The following is a 19,110-nucleotide window of genomic DNA, read 5'->3' on the forward strand; positions in this document are numbered from 1 at the left end:
ACCCCCTTATCCAGCTGGCGTCCTTGGACAAGACGCGAGCACTTTGATATTAAACACAATTGGATGATTGGTTAACAAGAAAGGAACTCTATCGCCTCGGCATCGCGGTCGTCGTTCTTTCGCGTCTTACGTAAGGGCAGACATGCTCCGACGACATCAACCGCAGCCCATGACCCCGCTGTTCGAATGCACGGCCCATGTGATGAGCGCCACAGCAAGCCTCCATCGGTGCGGCGCAGATGGGCAGAAGAGTGCCCAAGTTACTTCACCGCCGCCCGGGGATGAGGCGGAGTGAACGGATTCTGTTCTAAAGGGGCCGATCCCGTTGGAATCGGCCCGCTTTCTTCATTTACGGATCAGAGTGAAACTGCGACCGGCTTCGTGGTCTCAGCCTCAGGCAGCGGCTTGATCTTGAGGCTGGTCATCAGCTTGGGCAGCGATGTGCCGATAGTGCCGAGACCCTTGCCCTGCATGCCAAGAAGACCTGCGGCAGACTTGAACTCGCCCACGCGGCCCATCAGTTGGGGGCTTCCAGAAACCGACTGGACCATCCCCGGTGCAGCGCCGGCGAGCTTCACGTTACGGTAGACGCCCAGGGCCAGATTAGCGAGCGCGGTGCCGATTACCTGCTTCTGCTTGGCATTACCGGCCTGGTAGACTGCGGTCATCTTGTCCGTCATAGCGCCCTGCTCGTTCAGGATCGCAAAGTTCTGCTGCATCTGTTCCTTGTGAGAATTCAGCTCCCCGAAGCTCTGCGATTTGCTGATGGACGCGATTTCCGCGCTCCTCGTGGCGAGGCCATCGCGGTCCTTGAGAGCCTGCGCCAGCAGAGCGGCAGAGATCATGACGTTCTTCGTCGACAGCATCGCTCCGTCGAGAAAGCCGTCGGCGTCGGCACTGCTTATGCCGCTGTCGGAACCGCCGCCCAGCGCCTTCTTGCCAAGGCCGCCCAGGCCGCCAAGCCCGGCAGATGCACTCATGGGTGCGGCGAGAACGGCGGTAGCGAGAAGCATTGCGATCGGCTTACGGATATTCATGAAGTTGCACTCCTTGATAAATTTGATGTTTTCAGGATGCCGGCTTGAGTGCGGCGGCAGCTTTGGCGGCCACCGGGAGCACCTGCGCGACGAGGTCGGATTCGAGCATGGCGGCCTGTGCCGCCGCTTCAGAGCCCGCGGGCATGCGGGTGGGCGTAAGCGTCATGGCAAGCCCGCTGGTGCCGATCTTGGCGTCCGAGGCGGAGGTGCCGCGATGCAGTGTGTAGCCCACGGTCACGTTGTAGCCCGTCGCCGCCGGAACAACGGCAAGAACCGGAACGAAGCAGCTTTCCGCCGTGGCTTCCCTGGCCGCCTCGAAACGGTTCCAATCGGCGAAGCTCGGTGCATAGTCCCGCAGCAGCGCAGGCAGGCTGGTCAGTCGGACCGGCGCCGCCATGTTACCGGCCAACAGGCCAGGGGCAGCCAGGGCATAAGCTGGCATCGGCACCTGCCCGCGATCATCCAGTGCTGGCAACCCGCCCGAGCCACGACACTGCCCGACACTCTGGCGGGTCGTTGCGGGGACGCCCGAGGCTTCCAGCGCCACCACTTCACCGCCGCGAAGCGCAAGCGGAACGACGCCGGCATCGGCGACGGCGAGACCACCGGAGACCACCTCGCGTGTGGTGACTTCGCCGACCGCGACCATGACCTTGCCTGCCACGCCGGCAAAGTTCCCGGACGACGGGCGCAACACCGGCAGGGTCTGGCCGAGGCCTGCCATCCCTCCGGTGTCTGCCATGACCAGCGCGCCGCCCTTGCCCTTTAGCGGCACGAAGCGCGGCTGCGGACGGAAGCCTGCCATCGCCTTGGCTGCATCCTCCAAGGCGTTGCGCAGTACGGCGTCATGCCGCTGCGCAGCGGAAAGGCGGATGCCAAGGCTCACCTTATCCTCGATCACGTTGTGGCCCTGCCAGGTCCCGATCGCCCGGCCCGAGGCGTCAACAAGCGTGACGAAGGCGAATGCTTCGTGACGATCAACGACGACGCCCGGGATTTCGCTCGGTCGGGTGAACGAATCGAGCAGAACCGTGCGCACGCTCGCCACATAGTCCGGCAGGCTTCGCGCGTCGGGATCGAGATTGGCGCCCGCGCCGCCCAGCGCCATCGTGCGCAGGCCGGAAAACGCCGCGTTGACCGGCACCGGCGCGAGCGCGCTGCCGCTCCCCAGCGCATCCTCGAGGATCTGCCCCAGCCATTGCGACGAATAGCCCTGCGGTGCGCCGTCCACGACCGTCAGGACACTGGGACGTGCCAGCGTCTCGACCGGTGCGGTCGCCATGCGCGAGAGCACCTGTCCGTTGCGGTACTCGCTCAGCTGCGCTTCGACGACAGCGTAATCGGGCCCGGCATAGATGACCTTGCCGTCACCATTGATGCCATCGCCCGCGCGCAAACCGGCGTTGCGGCCTTTGTCCACGACATAGCCGGTTTCGCCTTTCGCAAGCGTCACCGATCCCACGACCTTGGCCGTCTGCGCATAAGGGCGGAAGGCTGCGGCGGACTCCGCCACCAGCTTCTGCATCGCGTTCGAGAGGTGCGCCTGGAACTGGCGCGCCACGTCCGTTTCGACGGTGCCGGCAGCCTGCACGCCTTCGGCCACATCGCTGCGGGTGCGGGTGAAGACAACTTCGCCGTTCGCCGGGTTGGTAATATCCAATGTCAGCGTGATCGGAGCATAGGCATCGACCGCGCCGCCGGGCTTAGCCACGGTATGCAACGCTGCGCGGGTCAGGCGCAGCGATACGGCAAGCGTACCGCGCAGCCTGGCCACTGGTGTCGCGCCGGCGGGGAGATGTGCACCGAAGCTCGGCTCCACATTGCGGAAAGCCTGTCCTACCGCCTGAGCGAATGCGGCTCCAAAGGCAGCACGCAGATCGATGCCAAGCTGCGGGCAGAACAGCGGGTCGACCATCGCCGATCCGCTGGTCGCCGCATCCGTCACCCCGGTATTGTCCCGGCAGACTCCGCCTTCGAAACCATAGAGCGCAGGTGCCGCCCAGAGCCACGGGGCTGCGGCGTCGGTCGCTTCAGTGCCCTGCGCCAGAGCCCCCGGCGCGTAGGCGGACGCAAGGGCCGCAGCCGCCGCAGTTGTTCGGAACACGATCTTCATCGGCTCATGCCCCACCGCAGACCGCGAGACACAGGGTGATCGCGCGGCCATCCACTGTCGACTGTAAGGCAGAGAATGCGGGCTTTGCGCGCAGTTGCTGGAACAATGCGAACTGCAGCGGCATGGCACCCGCGTAGCGCACCGTCAGCCGCAGTTCGGTCGCGCCAGAAGAGACGAAGGCCTGCATCTGTGCCCCAGGCGTGGCGGAGATCGCGTCCAGCAGATCGGCCTGCAAGCCCATGTCAAGCTTTGCCGCGCGCAAAACCAGGGTGTAGTCCGCCTCCTGCCGACTGTCCTGGCCAACGCTCGCGCGGGCCTGTTGGCGCCAGTGCTTCTGGATCTGCGGACCGATCTGGGCTGCCGCGATCTGCGCCATCTTGCCGGTGAGCACGGCCGCGCAGTTCTCGGGGCTTGACCCAAGCGTCACGTTCGCCGCCTGGATCGCGGCGAGCGTCGATCCGTCGCTGCTCGCGAAGGCGCTCCCGTTGAAGCTGCCCGAACAGCGGGATTGCCCGCTGGCGGGGTCTCGCCCTTCCTGCGAGACCGCGAACGTCCCGCCCAGGAAGAACGGCGTGTTGCTCGCTTTCAGGCTGCTCAGGAAGCCGTTGTAGCTGGGATCCGCTTTGAGATCGCCATAACGCGGCACACCGCCAGGATAGTAGGAGGACAGCGCTGGCCACGCTTCCGCGACCTTCACGTCGTACTTGATAAGCTCGCCGCTCAGCCCGTTGCGGATTGAATCCCCGTCCACGCTCTTGGGCGGGGTCTGGTAGACGACGTGGGCGCGATAGCGCACGTCGTCATGCACTTCGGCCTGGACGTTGGTACGATCGGCGAAGGATGACGATGCGGCATAGGCGCTCGAAGCCTTCGTTGCCGATGCGCTGGCCGAACGATTAGAATATCCGCTGGCCGAAGATCCTGAATAGGCACCCGCGCTCGATCCCCGCGCAGAACCGGCTACCGATCCGCTCCGGTCGGACGCACCGTAGCTTGCCGCACTGCGGTTCTTGTAGGCCCCCGATGCCGTGGAACGCTGTGCGCCCGATGCCGCACTGCTCGATGCCGAAGCGCTGCGGTAGCTGGACCCGCCGGCTTCCTTGGACGAGGCGGTGACACTGGATGTGTCGGAGAACGAGGCGCCGGTTCTGCGATCATATTCGACATTCACTTCGGCGGGTGCGGAAAGATCTGTGGCCGTGCCATCGTCGCGATCGAGGTAGACGAGGATCAGTTGGCGGTTGCCGTCGGCACGCTGCGACGCGCTGTCCAGGCCGAAATCGGACAACATCGTGCGGAACCAAGTCTGGTCGATGTCTGCGGTGAGGTGAACGAGGAAGTCCTTGCCCACGCGCTCCGAGGTCTGCGCAGAAATCATATCGTCGCGCACCTGACCGGCCATGCGATCGACGATATCGGGCGTGGCCTCCCGTACGCGGTCGTTGCCCAACGTGGTGATCAGCATCGAGCGCACGATGTCGCGCTTCGCCTCGAGCACCGCCATGTTACGCACGGACTCGGTGTCCTTGGTGATCGTGGCCCGGCCATTGCCCTGAACGGTATCGGCGAGGGCAGGGGCGGCCGCGACCAGCGGGGCAACGAAGAAGGTGGACGCGCACAACCACGCGCGCAGGGAAGCACGTTCGCTCATCGCGGAAACAATCCTGTCAGTGAAAAGAAGAAAGAAGCGTCAGAAGTCGGTGTCGAGAACGACGTCGCCGGCCTGGATATGCGTGCCGCCGCCCGGCTTTTCGTCGAGAACCACGCCGTCATTCGGGTTGTCCCGCCGCCTGCCCGCTGTGATGGTGGTGCCGCCACTGTCCGCCGTGGACGGACTGGCGCGGTCCACGAGGCGGGCGAACCGTTCGGAACTGCTGATCTGCTCGAAAGCGGGGTCATCGAGCGCTCGTGCCGCATCGGGAAGCCCCAGGGTGATCGCCCGGTCCAGGAACTCCAGGGCTCGGCCCTCGTTGCCGGCCAGCGCCTCGGCCCGGGCCTGCTCGAAGAAGCTCGATGGATCGTTCGGATGCGCCTTCACTTCGGCGGCGGCAAGCTCCACCGCCTCACCGAAATTCCGTGCGACGATGGCGGCGCGTACGCCGGCCAGCCCCGTAGGTGCATTCTGCTGCACCTCGTTTCCAGCGGGCGCGATCTTGTCACAACCTCCGAGCGGTAGCGCGACACCCAGACACAGCGCGAGCACCGCTAGACGAGCGGATTCCATCTTTAATGACCCCCTTATAATGCAGAACCCGCAAATACGGGCTGCCCGCTTGCGAAAAAATTGTTCATCCCAGATGCTCGGTTCAAGCTCGATCCGTATTTTCTACGGTCTGCGATAAGACATAATCAGTAGTCACATGTTAAAACCGGACCGTCTTCGGACGCCCAGCGGGCCTTGTCTCTGGTCGAGCGCACGTAAATGCCCAAGTTCGTGACGCTCATACCGGCCCGGCCCCGACCTTCGATCCAAACCGTCAGGCTCAGATTGTCTCTATAGAATCTGTGCCGGCACAGATTCTTCGTTTGAAGAAGAGCATCCGGCAATGAGCATCGCGACGCGCAAAAGCGCTTAAAAATTTCATGAAACCCCCCGTTTCAACGGGGACGGATAAGGGGCAAGTATTAAACAAACAACAATTAAATATGTTGTTAGGAGAGGTGGTCTCGAGTTCGCATATGAACCTGAGCGGAAAAACATCGCTTGGCGCAACTCGATTGCCTTCGCGGCGGCACAGCCTTGATCACGTGCCCCTACAATCGTCTGCTATCCTCGGATCGCATTGAGAGTGCCCTGTCGCAAATGTCACAACCCAACGTGTCTCGTGCTCAGTATAGCGACCCCATCTTTGCCGTTTAACCCTATTTCGAGGTCCCTAGCCGCGGACGTCCGGTTGCGGCAGGTCGTGATCGCGTCCGATCGTTCAGATCAGCTTCGATGAACGTCCTATCTTATCGGAAGCTACCGATCGATTCCGCGGAGCGGCCTGTGAGCAATGCTCTTTATTCTGGATTATGGCCGTTGGGTGAACGAGCGCTAATCCCCAAAAAAACAGTTATTCGTTCCCGGCGCGCTAACAGTCGTGTTTTACCGGAAACCGGCATGGGCGGACTTATGGAATTGACCTGTAGTCTGCACAGCTCGATTCAGCCTGCTCCTATAGACTGCTGTTTTATCTTTTTTTTGTGATCGCGCTTGGTTAGCCTGCTCTCTGGACGGGGGGCTTTATGCACGATTCTGAAGATCAAGATTTCACTGTAGCTAATCCCACCGCGAGTGTGAACGACCCGACAATCGCCGCCGACATTGCAGGTAGCTTCACCTATGCTTCATAACAGAACGCGGTACCCGTCATCCGATCCATCCAGATAGACAATGCCGATGGACGACATCTCGAGAAGATCCGTGTCGACCTCATTTCAAACCCCGCGTTTCTGCGTGCCAAAACCTGGACAATCGATCGGCTTGTGCCGGGCGATAGCCTTCCGCTCGCCGATCGCAAGGTTGACCTAGACGCTGCCTATCTTGCTGGACTGAACGAAGCCGAGCGCGGAGAGATCACTCTGCGGCTGTCGGCCGGCGATGCGGTGCTAGAAGAGCAACGCTTTGCGGTCCGCCTGCTTGCCCGTGACGAATGGGGCGGCGTCTCAGATATGGCGCAACTGCTGCCTGCCTTTGTGATGCCGAATGACCCCGCCGTCGCCCGGATCCTTCGCAGCGCAGCCGATCGGCTGGCCGAGCATGGGCATCCCGGCGGGCTGGACGGCTATCAGTCGGGCGATCCCCAGCGCAGTTACATGCTCGCGGCAGCGATCTATTCCGCCGTTGCCGCGATGGCGATCCATTATGCCGAACCGCCGGCCAGCTTCGAGGATCGCGGGCAGAAGGTGCGACGGCCCGCCACGATCGCGGAGGAACGGCTCGGTACCTGTTTGGATACGACCCTACTGATCGCCGCGGCACTGGAGGCGGCTGGCCTTCATCCCGTGATCCTGATGTTTCACGGCCATGCGGCGGTGGGTGTCTGGCTGACGAAGCGGACCTTCGGCAACACGATCGAGACCGACCAGATGGAGGTTCGCAAGGCCTTGACCTCGCGCGAACTGATCGTGTTCGAAACGACCGGCGTCACCCATCGCCCGGCTATGGCGCTAGACGTGGCGCAGCGTGCTCTGGACCATCGCATGAGCGAGGAAGAGTCACATGGTTTCGTCGCGGCCATCGATGTGCGACGCGCGCGCAGTGGCGGCATTACTCCGCTCGCCTCCCATGACGCATCGCGGCATGATGCGGCGGACCATGAGAAAGTCGCGTCGGTCGCGGCATTGTCGTTGCCCACGGCTCCTTCGTTCAACGAAATGCCGGACATGCAGGTGGAACAGAAGCCGAAGACCGCCGCTGGCCGCATCGATCGTTGGCAGAAGAAGCTGCTCGACCTGACGCTCCGCAACAGGCTGCTGAACTTCCCGGAATCGAAGAAGACGATCCCGTTCCTATGCACCGATGTCGCTTATCTTGAGGACAGGCTGGCGGACGGTGCCGCCATCCAGATCGTGTCCTTGCCCCAGCAGAACCCTTTGGGTGAGCGCGACGTGGCCCTGTTTCGGAAGGTGCATGGCCGTGATCTGCAACGCGGCTTTGCTGCCGAAGCCCTGCGAAGAGACGAGTTGCCGTCGCCGCTGGATGCGCCCCAGCTTGAAGCGCGCCTGATCGACCTCCATCGGCAGGTTCGGAACGATTTCGCCGAGGGCGGCGCCAACACCCTCTTCCTGGCGGTAGGCTTCTTGCGCTGGAAGAAAAAGCCAGAGGACGAGCGCAGCTATCGCGCGCCCCTGCTGCTGGTCCCCGTCAAGTTGGAACGGCGCAGCGCGAGCGCCCCATTCCGCCTGCGCTTCCATGAAGATGAGCCACGCTTCAATGCGACGCTCCTTCAGTTTCTGGAACGCGATTTCGACCTCAAGCTGCCCCAATTCGGTGGCGATCTGCCGCTCGATGAAAGCGGTGTCGATGTGCCGCGCGTGCTGGCGATGATGCGGCAGGCAGTGCGTGACGTCCCCGGCATGGAAGTTGTCGACGACACAGCTCTGTCGACGTTCAGCTTCGCCAAGTTCCTGATGTGGAAAGATCTGGTCGAGCGCACCGAGGCATTGCGTGAGAACCGGGTCGTCCGCCATCTGATCGATACGCCGGACAAGCCGTTCGGCGCGGATGACAGCCAGCCGGTGATCCGTGACGAGCGTGACCTCGATCGCGTCTACGCGCCGGCGGACATCATCAGCCTGCTGCCATCCGATTCCTCGCAGACCGCGGCCAGCCTGGCGGCGGCGGCGGGACGCGATTTCGTGATCGTGGGACCGCCGGGCACAGGCAAGAGCCAGACCATCGCGAACATGATCGCCAATTGCCTAGGCGTCGGGAAGACGGTGCTGTTCGTGGCGGAAAAGACGGCCGCGCTTGACGTCGTCTATCGCCGCTTGCGCGAACATGGGCTTGGCGATCAGTGTATCGAACTCCACTCCAGCAAGGCCGACCGGCGCCATTTCCTGGCGCAGCTCAAGGCGGCGTGGGAACATGGCGGACATGTCGATCCTGCGGAATGGATCGCGGTCAACGAGCGGCTAAAGCTGCGCCGTGATACCCTCAACGCTTATGTGGAGGCGTTGCACAAGCAGTTTCCCAGCGGCTGGACGCCCTATCTCGCGCTGGGCGTCGCGCTGCGCGAGGCGGATGCCCCGGCTCCGGAGTTTGCCTGGCCGCATGGGCAGGTGCACGACACGCAGGCATTGGCGGCTCTTGAAGAACTGGCGGGCGAACTGGGTCTGGTCTTCGCATCGGTCGAACGCCGGCCCGCGCTGGATCTGGTCGATGTCGAAGAGCCAGGCACGGCACGGCAGGACGAGTTGATCGCCGCCGCCCAGTCGCTGCGCAATGCCGCGGATCTGCTCAATGGCGCTCTCGACGCTTTGCGCGGTGCGATCGGACTTGGTGCCGGCGATCAGCCGGTGAGCGCCGAGATTACGACGTTCGCCGGCCTGGCCGAGGCGATGGAGGCAGGGCGCGATCGCGACATCTCGATCGCGTTTGATCCCGACTTCGCGCGATCGGCCGGCGATCTGGCCGCATTGACCGCCGCGATCGGCACGTATCGGGATGCAGAAAGCCAACTCGCCGCGCCATTCTCGCCGGATAGTGTGCGGGCTATCGAAACCGATACACTCGATCGCCAATGGCGCGAGGCGAACGCATCCATCTGGCCGCTTTCGGCAGTCGGTAAGCGCAAGGTGTCGCGTCTGCTGCAGACCTATGCCAGCGAGGGCACGGCGGACCCGGAAAGTGATCTGCCCCAGCTTCGCAGGATGAAGGAGCATCTGGCGGCGATCGACCAGAACCCATTGGCCGGTCGGCCGCTTCCGTTCGCCGGCCTCGACACCAATCTGCCCGCCATCGCCGACATTCTCGCGCATGCTAAAAGACTGCGCGCGGCGCTACGTTTTGAGGGGCGCGATGCAGGCGCAGTGGAGACTGCCACCCGACGGATCGCCGAGGCAGTGCACGAACCTGACCACAGCGATCGCCTACGGCAAGCCGGAACCAAGCTGCTGGCGGCACGACAGGGCTTCGACGACGCGCGGAGTCGCTTCGCGAAAGCGGCAGGACGCAATGTCACGCTCGAAAACGCACCGGACGCGCTGGGCACCCTTTCGGCAGCGCTGACGGCGCTTCTGGAAGCGCGCCACCTGTTGCGCGACTGGTCGGCATGGTGCCGTGTCCGCAACCGGGCGATCGCCTCAGGGCTCGGCGCGCTGGTCGAGCAGATCGAGGCTGGGATCGTGCCCGCCGATGGTGCGCGCAAGGCGTTCCGACTGGGTTATGCCCGCTGGTGGCTGCCTATGGTGCTGGACAGCGATCCGGTGCTGCGCGATTTCCGGCGCTTCCAGCACGAGAATGCGATCGCCGAATTCCGCGAGATCGACGATCTGGTCCGCACCCATGCCACTGGTCGCGTGATCGGCGCGCTGGCGCACAACCTGCCTCCGGTGCAGAGCGTGCCGCGCAATTCCGAACTTGGTCTGCTGCGCTACCAAATGGAACTGCAGCGCCCGAGCCAGTCGATCCGCGACATGATCGGCAAGATGCCAGAGACGTTCACCAAGCTCGCGCCCTGTATGCTGATGTCACCGCTGTCGATCGCACAGTATCTGCCGCCCAACCAGGCCCTGTTCGATGTCGTGATCTTCGACGAGGCCTCGCAGATCACGACCTGGGATGCGGTGGGTGCGATTGCGCGCGGGCGCCAGACGATCATCGTCGGCGATCCCAAGCAGTTGCCGCCGACCAACTTCTTCGGCAGCAACGACGATGACGAGGATGTCGCCGACCATGAGCTGGATATGGAGAGCATCCTCGACGAGGCGAAGGCGTCGGGCATCCCGGTCCGCGACCTGCGCTGGCATTATCGCAGCCGCAGCGAGTCGCTGATCGCCTTCTCCAACAATCACTATTATCAGAACCGGCTCGTCACTTTCCCGTCACCGCAAGTGGATGATCGGGCGGTGCGCCTGCGCAAGGTGCCGAACGGCATCTATGATCGCGGCAAGAGCCGGACCAACCGGATCGAGGCACAGGGCGTCGCGGACGAGGCGGTAGCGCGCATGCGCGAGTGGCTGGAGCTTCCCGAAAAGAGCCGGCCGACGCTGGGCATCATCACCTTCAATGCACAGCAGCAGTCGCTTATCCTCGATCTGCTGGACGTCGCACGGCGTGACGAACCTGCGCTCGAATGGTTCTTTGCCGATGAGCGGGTCGAGGCAACTATCGTCAAGAATCTGGAGAATGTGCAGGGTGACGAGCGTGACGTGATCCTGTTCTCGATCACTTTCTGGAAGGATGCGGCGGGCAAGCTGACGATGGACTTCGGCGCGCTCAATCGCGACGGCGGCGAGCGGCGGCTGAATGTCGCCGTCACCCGCGCGCGACAGGAACTGATCGTCTTCTCGGGCTTCACCTCCGACCAGATCGATCCGACGCGGACCAAGGCACTGGCGGTGCACCACCTAAAGACCTTTCTCGACTATGCGGAGCGTGGCGCGATCGCGTTACCCGCCCAGACCATCGGCTCGGTCAGCGGCTTTGAGTCTCCTTTCGAGGAGGCGGTGGCTGCGCAGCTCGAACAACGGGGATGGCAGATCGTGCCGCAGGTCGGCATCTCGGGCTTCCGCATCGACCTGGGTGTTCGGCATCCGGATCTGCCGGGAGCCTATCTCGCCGGCGTCGAATGCGATGGCGCGTCCTATCACAGCGCGGCGACCGCGCGTGATCGCGACAAAGTGCGCGAGCAGGTGCTGACGGGTCTCGGGTGGAACATGCTTCGCGTCTGGTCGACCGACTGGTGGTACGATTCTGCCGGTTGCGCGGATCGTCTGCACCTGGCGCTGGAAACGCTTCTGGAGACAAGCCGCGCGGCGGAACCGGACAGCAGCGTCACCGCGCACTGGGACATGGGACATGAGGTAGAGGGCATCGAGGAAATTCGCGACGACGAGGCGGCAGCACATACCGAGGAAGTGGCCCCCGCGCCGGCGCCGATCGAGATCGAGCTGGTATCCGCGGAGATCTCCGCCCCGGTCGTACCGGTGAGGATCACCGATCCAGCGCAAGTTCCAGCCCCATCCTCGCAGGTGTCGGACGATCTGGTTGGCCGTTATCGCGTCACCGATCTGACAGGCTTTGCAACTGACCCGGAACAGTTTCACCATTTCGCGTATCGGGATTCGCTGCGCGCCATGATCGCCGCCGTGATCGAAGCCGAGAGCCCGCTGCGTACAGACATATTATGCCAGCGCGTCGCCCGCGCACATGGCTGGCTGCGCACCGGAGGCAAGATTCGCGATCGGATCGACATGCACCTGCGCGACTATGACCGGACGGAGGAATCGAGCGGCGAATTCATCTGGAAGACCGGCGCCATCATCGACTTCCATCCCTATCGCCCGCCCCACGGCGATGAAGCGCGCCGGGCGATCCCGGATATTCCCCTTGCGGAGCTTTCGGCTGTCGTCCGTGACAATCCGGACCTGCTCGAAGAGCCGGATCCTGCGCGCGAACTGGCGCGCATGCTTGGGGTCGAGCGGCTGGCTGCCGGATCGCGCGCGCGCCTCGACGAAGCGATCGCACGCGGGCGTGGAGAGGGCATGGCTGCGCCGATCGATCCTGCCGTGCGTGAGGTGGAGTGAATATGGTGCGTTTCATCCATTCAAGCGACTTGCATCTCGGCAAGCGTTTCGGGAACTTCTCCGGCGACCTGCCCGGTCGCCTGCGCGAGGCTCGCCACGCGGTGCTCGGCAAGCTGGCAGAACAGGCGCGGCTGAACGGCGCGGACACAATCCTGCTAGCGGGCGACACATTCGACACCGAAACGCCCGCTGCCGATGTTCGGCGACAGGCGCTAACGGAGATGGCGCATCACGCGTCGATCCGCTGGGTAATCCTGCCGGGCAATCACGATTCCCTGCAGGCGACCGAATTGTGGACGCTGTTGGCCCGCGAGGCGCCGCACAATGTCGTGCTGGCGACACGGGCGGAGCCGATGGAGTTGACGGGCGGCGCTCTCCTCCTGCCGGCTCCCTGCACGACGAGACGGCCGGGCCGCGATCTCAGCGAATGGATGGACGGTGCCGCCACCGCCGAAGGCGCGATCCGCATCGGCATCGCCCATGGCGCGATCCAGAGCTTTTCCGAAGATGCCGTCAGCGCCGAGGTGATCGCCCCGGATCGGGCTCGCCGCGCCGGGCTGGACTATCTCGCGCTGGGTGACTGGCACGGTGCGATCAAGGTCGATCCCCGTACCCACTATAGTGGCTCGCCCGAGCAGGATCGCTTCAAGCACGATCGATTTGGCACGGCGCTGCTGGTCGATATTGCCGAAGTCCGCGCGGTGCCAGTAGTGACGCCGGTTCCCACCGGGAGCTTCGCCTGGCGCACGCTCGACCTTCATCTGCTGGCAGACGACGATCCCGGTGGGGCGCTGGATGCGCTGCTGCCCGATCTGCGGGATCGCCGGCAGACGCTGGCCCGGGTGGTTGCCAGCGGCCGCACCGGTCTTGCCGCGCGCACTGTGCTGGCAGCTGCGATCGAGCGCGCCGCCCCCGATTTCGCCTGGCTCGATCTGGACGAGACCGGACTGGCAACCGAATGCGACGTCGGTGATCTCGACCGGATCGATCGCGCCGGGGCTCTGCGAGATGCGGCCGACACTCTGCTGGCCGAGAGCGAGGATGCCGGCCGGTCTTCTGCTGACAGGGCGATCGCCATCGCTGCGCTGGCGCGGCTCTATGGCTATGCCGAACAGGTGTCGCAATGAAGGTCGCAGCGCTCCGTTTCCACAACGTCAAGCGGTTCGCCGGGCGCGGTGTCGCGATCGAAGGGATCGGCGATGGCGTCAACGTGCTGTGCGCCGCAAACGAATTCGGCAAATCGACCAGCTTCGAGGCATTGCACGGGCTGTTCTTCCAGCCGCACTCCAGCACGGCTGGCGGCGTACGCGCCTTGCGGCCCTATAGCGGCGGCAATCCGCTGATCGAGGCGGACATCAGCGTGGGCGATGCCCGCTACCGGATCACCAAGCAGTATTACGCTGGAAGGTTCGCCAAGGTCGTCGATCTCGTGACCGGCCGCCTAATCGCGCAGACCGACGAGGCGGAGAATTTCATCGCGAAGCTGATCCATGGTGGCGTCGGTGGGCCGGCGGGGCTGCTGTGGGTCCGCCAGGGTCTCACCGGTATCGAGCCGCGCAGTCGGACTGAGGAAGAGAGCGACCGCCAGGTCCGCACCAGCCTGCTCGAATCGGTGCAGGGCGAAGTGGAAGCGATGACCGGTGGCCGGCGCATGGCCGAGATCATGGCCGCTGCCGGGGAGGCTGCCGGGCAACTCGTCACTGCCACTGGTCGGCCAAAGGCTGGTGGCCGTTATGCCGCCGCGATTGATGCTCGCGACCGGCTGGTCTTGGAAGAACAGCGGTTGGCGGGTGAGGTGGCTACCTTGCGCGACGAACTCGATCGGCGAGGCGCGGTCCAGCGTCGGCTTGCCGAGCTGGAGAGCCCCGATGCTCGTGACGCCCGCAAGCAGGCGGTGGACGCTGCCGAGATCGCCTTCGATGCCGCTCGCGCCCAGACCGAGCGGCTGAAGGCGGCGCAGGCGGAGCTCGGTCTGGCGCGCGAACAGCACGATACCGCCTTGCGCAACCACCAGCAGTTCGACGAAGCGCTGGCCGAAGCGCAGCAGGTGGCGGAGGACAGCCGTGAAGCCCATCGCCGCCGCGACGAGGCGGTCGAGCGCCGGCGCTCGGCGGGTGAGGCGATCTCCCAGGCGCAGGCCGAGATCGAAACGGCCGAGGCGGACGAGAATGCGGCACGCGAATTGCTGGTCCTGCTGGATGCGGCGCTGAAAGCGCGTGAGGCGGCTGAGCGACGTGCAGAGTGGGAGGAGCAGTTGAAGAGTGCCGAAGTGATACGCGGCACGATCGAAACATGCGATGCGCAACTCGCCGGGGTCCGGCTGCCCGACGGTGCCGTGGATGAGCTTGCCGATCTGGATGTAGAGATCGCCCGCATCCGCGCAGTGCAAGATGCCGCACGCCCAACCGTGACGGTCGCCTATGATGGCTCCGCCGCGGGACGGGTAACGATGGGCGGCGCGGCGCTCGGCGACGGTGAGGAGCGCGGTTATAACGATCATGCTCAACTGGTCGCGCCGGGCATCGGTACGATCACGCTGCGCTCTAATACCGCCGCCGATGATGACGGCCGCCTTGCCGCCGCCGAGACACAACGCGGGACCTTGCTCGCTTCGATGGGGGTCGCCGACCTCGCGGCTGCGCGCGCCCAGCAGGTTCTCGCCCGCTCGATTGCGGCTCAGGCCAATGAAGCCAAGGCGCAGCTCAAGGTCATCGCGCCCGACGGGCTGGATGCGTTGCGCGAGACGGTGGCCGCGCTGGCCGGCGTGGATACTTCTCCCATCGAGCTCAAGGCCGATCCTGACGAGACCCGCGCCGCACGTGACGCAGCAGAGCAGCGTCGGCGCGATGCCGCGCAGGCGGTGCGCGGGGCCGAACCCGCCCGAGCCCAAGCCGAAGAAGCCTTCATCAAGGCGGAGACCGAACTCGCGCGGCTGCAGACACGCGAAGAGCAGGTCGTCGCGATCCTCGGCCCTATCGACGAGCGGGAGGCGAAAGGGCAGGGTCTGGCACAGCGTCTCGCCCAACGCGACACAGCGCTGGCGAATGCCCAGCGGGATTTCGATGCGCGCAGCGCCGAAGCGCTCGATCTGGATGCGGCGGATGCGACGTTGCGCCGGGTCCGCTCCGTCGAGCTGGCGGCTGGAACCGAGATCCAGCAGCTGCGTGAAACCATCGCCGGGCTTAACGCTCGCATCACTGCACGATCCGACGATGCTGTGGAGGAGGCATGGCATGAGACCGCCGATGCCTTGTCGGCGGCCGAGGCGCGTGTTTTGGCGTTCGAGCGGGAAGTCGCCGTGCTGACCCGATTGACACAGGCGTTGGAGGCAGCGCGTTCTGGTGCGCGTGACCTCTATCTCAAGCCAGTGATGAACGAGTTGCGGCCACTACTCGGCCTGCTCTTCGACGATGTCACGGTCACCTTCGATGACAAGACGCTGCTGCCGCAGACGATCGTACGCGCGGGGCTGCAGGAAGATGTCGACCGCCTCAGCGGCGGCATGCGCGAGCAATTGTCGGTCCTTACACGCCTCGCCTTCGCGCGCCTGCTCTCGCGGGACGGGCGGCCCGCACCGGTAATCCTCGACGACGCACTCGTCTATTCGGACGATGATCGGATCGAGCGCATGTTCGACGCGTTGCACCGGCAAGCGCGGGATCAGCAAATCATCGTCTTCTCCTGCCGCCAGCGCGCGTTTCAGAGTCTCGGCGGCAACGTGCTACAGATGACGGACTGGCAACCGTGATCTGCCAAGGGCATATGAAGCGATATATCACTCTGGTAGGCTTGCTATCCAACACTTAATACTAAACGCAATTGCCCAGAATTGCTTGTTCCGAGGACTTCTACACTGTTCGTGAAGGCGTCCTTTCTCTTGAAACCCGTCTTGCCGGACCGGTCTGGGAACGAATGCCCTGTCAGACAACACGCCGTTTAGCGCGCGGCAAAACGACCCTTTGTCGCCGTTCAGTCGCCGATTTTTGGGTCCAAAGTGCTGCCCGTCAGCTTTTTCGGTCGGGATGCTTGGGCGATCCTATAGGGAACAATGATTGGTGCGCCACGCAGATGTTCATGTGGCATCTGCATAGGGGTCCTGCTGAGCACTGAGTCGGGCGTGGACGCCGCCATACTGGAGCATAGTGATAAACGCATTAAGTGCGGCCTTCCCACAGATCGATATCGTGTCGATGTCACCTGTGACCTTATCTGGAGCATCCGAGCGGGCTACGGCAACGTATAAAGCGATTGCAAGCTCATCGAGGCGGAGGACCACTGCCTCTCCTCCCAACTCATAGTCGATCGTGTAAGCTATCCGCGCTTCTAACAGTGCATGCTCCAGCTTGATCAGCAGAGGTGCATACTGCGTAGGCCTTCGCTCTAGCGCTTTTGGGTGTGCAGCCATCACTGCCGCAGCCGTGCGCGGGCTGATGGCTTTCACTCCACGTTCCATTAACCCGATCATTTCTCGAGTTAATCCGATTCGTTCTGCCAAGCCCTGTTGCGTCAGACCAAGTGCGCGCCTGTGCTCGCGAAGTTCGACATTGCCCATCTTCATCACAATGAGAACCTAGTTATCTTTCCAAAGAGTTTCACAGCAGGGCCTGTGGATAAATGTACATCCGGCCTGTGGATAAGCGGCATTGAGCCTTGATGCGCGCCTCGGCAGGCGCAATGTTCGAAAGTGACAGGACGGGGTCGGCTAACACCACATCAGCCTACCCCGTCCGCACCAGCCCTAGTCGGACGTGGTGGATCTGCCTTCTACGGCGCGGGAAGTATCTTCCTGCGTGAGCAGTTCGTCAAGCGTCCGACGCCAGAACGTACGGAGCATTTATGAAGACTGCAGCCTATCACTCGGCCAAGCCGGGGACGCGAGTGCACCACAACGAAACCAAGTGCACTGAAGGTAACAACATCGAAAACTACAACCGGCGGCCTGGAACGGGCGGCTTACCGCTCTGCTCTCACTGCCAGCGCATTTAATAATCCGCGCGGGGGCAGAATGCTCGTGTGGCATGCCCCCGTGCCTATTCAGTTTGACTGCCGATGTCAGGATTTTTGATGTTGGCGCTCAGCGTCACAGACTGACCGGCCTTAGATCGAATTTGAATCTCCGCAGTAACCACGAGATGCTTTTAAATTGCATATCGACCTTATCCTCACCGCTTGTGATGGCTTTTCGTCGTCGCGGTAGTGGACATATTTTCCGGTTCGCACCTCCATCGCCCAATTCCAGGAAGGGCCGAAAAGCCGGGAACGACACGTTGCATGCTGAGGTTTCGACAAGCCGCCGTTCGTTTAGGCTGTGCACTCCGTGCCGCTTAGAGGTCTGCCGCAGCGGAATGTCTTACGTTGATCAGTTCAAGCAGGATTCTTATGGTCACCGCGAGAAACTGAGATGGACGTTTCCTTATCGTTTTTTCATCGCCTCTTATGTCGGCAGGGGAAGCTTGGCATTTGGAATGCGGTTCGGGCAGATTTTGGTTGAACGTTTTAAATGCTCCCTTGATAGGGGCTAACGTTACCGAGACGGGGCAGAGTGGGTGAGATGCTCAAAGTAGAGACAACGGCAACAATAGGGCACAGTGAGGAGCTCCTCATGAAGCTTTTTCGCGACCCTGTATCTGCGCGTGAAGTGCTCCTCCCTAACAATCTCCGTTACCTGCATTGCGGAGGTGGCGCCGCCCTTGCGCAGTTCCTGGTTACCTGGTCTCGTACCGTTGATCGCGGGCGTCTGGTCACCCATGCTCAAAGCAATCAAGACGGGCAAACGATCGAGAACTTGGTGAACACTTTGCCTGGACTTGTTGGCGTGCTAATGGCCAGCGACGTGCTGACGAGACATACGTCCGAAACTCTTCGCCCCCAAGCGTATGAATATGCCCGCAGGCGAATCGAGGTGATGGACGAAGGAGACTTGCAAGGCTCAGCGACGGGTCCCGTGGTTACTCTACTTTGCGCTGACCATACGACCAAGCGCGCTCTTAAGCCGTTCTACAATCTGTCTCCTAACGGCGGGGGTCGCATCCGGGGCGAGGCGGATTTCATTGTTCTTGCCAACGCCATCCTTGATTTGACCCTTGGCCAGGCGCGTCGCGCCGACCTAACAGATACTGACGGTGAAGCTCTCGGGGTGATACTCCGAGAGCTTTTTTCCAACACGCACGATCACGCTCGCGTTGACGCACAAGGTCGGCCTTATCGCCGTTCGGTTCGCGCCGTTCATTGTGCTCGTCACAGTCTCGATGATCAGAGCTTGGAGGAGATATCAGGAAATTTCGCGCCGTTAGGAGCTTATCTGAAGACCATGCAGGATGCACGCCGGCAGGCGGTGCACAAGCAGTTCGTCGAAATCTCCATCTTTGACTCCGGTCCCGGATACGGGGCACGACTGCGGGCCCAATTTGGGTCGTCAGGCGGAATTCCAGCTGAGCTCGAGCGTAAGGCCGTTATGGAGTGTTTCCTACAGAACGTCTCGACCCGCGAGCGGCCCGGTGGCGGGCTCGGGCTAGCCAGAATCCTGCAGCGATTGAAGGCGCATCAAGGTTTTCTGCGCCTGAGGACCGGCAGGTTATCGCTGTTCAAGGATTTTAGCGATAGTACTACGACGAAGCTAACCAAGGCCGACTTCCTTTTGGATAATGCTCTGTTCGAGAGCGATGAGCGTCATGCGCCGGTGAGCGGTGCGCTTTTGACACTCCTTGTGCCCATCGGCTACTGATC

At 62.9% G+C, this 19,110-nt stretch carries 8 protein-coding genes and 2 pseudogenes; 4 read left to right on the top strand and 6 right to left on the bottom strand.

The genetic code is table 11. The annotated features are described in order from the left end of the window. Positions 1-89: 89 nt before the first annotated feature. The 5 genes and pseudogenes from ACZ1J6_RS23675 to ACZ1J6_RS23695 form a co-directional block, all read right to left on the bottom strand. Positions 90-247 (bottom strand): annotated as a pseudogene (locus tag ACZ1J6_RS23675) (IS110 family transposase); the annotation flags it as partial. A gap of 109 nt (positions 248-356) precedes the next feature. Then, positions 357-1,037, bottom strand: coding sequence for a hypothetical protein (locus ACZ1J6_RS23680; protein WP_465128745.1), 681 nt, complete (start codon positions 1,035-1,037; stop codon positions 357-359). Positions 1,038-1,068: 31 nt separating this feature from the next. Beyond that, the gene (locus ACZ1J6_RS23685; RefSeq protein ID WP_465128746.1) at positions 1,069-3,150 is read right to left on the bottom strand and encodes a hypothetical protein; all 2,082 of its coding nucleotides are present in this window, start codon (positions 3,148-3,150) and stop codon (positions 1,069-1,071) included. A gap of 4 nt (positions 3,151-3,154) precedes the next feature. Further along, positions 3,155-4,801, bottom strand: a complete 1,647-nt coding sequence (locus tag ACZ1J6_RS23690) for a hypothetical protein (RefSeq protein ID WP_465128747.1) — start codon at positions 4,799-4,801, stop codon at positions 3,155-3,157. A gap of 39 nt (positions 4,802-4,840) precedes the next feature. Next, the gene (locus ACZ1J6_RS23695; protein ID WP_465128748.1) at positions 4,841-5,374 is read right to left on the bottom strand and encodes a TPR end-of-group domain-containing protein; all 534 of its coding nucleotides are present in this window, start codon (positions 5,372-5,374) and stop codon (positions 4,841-4,843) included. A gap of 1,004 nt (positions 5,375-6,378) precedes the next feature. On the opposite strand from ACZ1J6_RS23695, the pseudogene ACZ1J6_RS23700 reads away from it, so the two are divergent. The 3 genes and pseudogenes from ACZ1J6_RS23700 to ACZ1J6_RS23710 all read left to right on the top strand — a co-directional run bounded on the left by ACZ1J6_RS23700 (position 6,379) and on the right by ACZ1J6_RS23710 (position 16,132). Continuing rightward, positions 6,379-12,384, top strand: a pseudogene (locus ACZ1J6_RS23700) (DUF3320 domain-containing protein). A 2-nt stretch (positions 12,385-12,386) separates the two neighbouring features. Next, positions 12,387-13,511 carry a metallophosphoesterase family protein gene (locus ACZ1J6_RS23705; RefSeq protein ID WP_465128749.1) on the top strand — a complete coding sequence of 375 codons (1,125 nt, stop codon included), beginning with the start codon at positions 12,387-12,389 and terminating at the stop codon, positions 13,509-13,511. After that, positions 13,508-16,132: an AAA family ATPase gene (locus ACZ1J6_RS23710; protein WP_465128750.1), complete on the top strand. Its 2,625-nt coding sequence runs from the start codon at positions 13,508-13,510 to the stop codon at positions 16,130-16,132. Before ACZ1J6_RS23705 ends, ACZ1J6_RS23710 begins: the two co-directional genes overlap by 4 nt. Positions 16,133-16,456: 324 nt before the next feature. Here ACZ1J6_RS23710 and ACZ1J6_RS23715 read toward each other — a convergent pair whose 3' ends face one another. After that, positions 16,457-16,936: a helix-turn-helix transcriptional regulator gene (locus ACZ1J6_RS23715; RefSeq protein ID WP_465128751.1), complete on the bottom strand. Its 480-nt coding sequence runs from the start codon at positions 16,934-16,936 to the stop codon at positions 16,457-16,459. A gap of 1,050 nt (positions 16,937-17,986) precedes the next feature. Between ACZ1J6_RS23715 and ACZ1J6_RS23720 the strand changes: the two genes are divergently transcribed. Next, complete coding sequence (locus ACZ1J6_RS23720; protein WP_465128752.1) at positions 17,987-19,108, top strand: ATP-binding protein; 1,122 nt, start codon at positions 17,987-17,989, stop codon at positions 19,106-19,108. Positions 19,109-19,110 lie beyond the last annotated feature (2 nt).

This window comes from Novosphingobium sp. BL-S-21 (assembly GCF_055521655.1).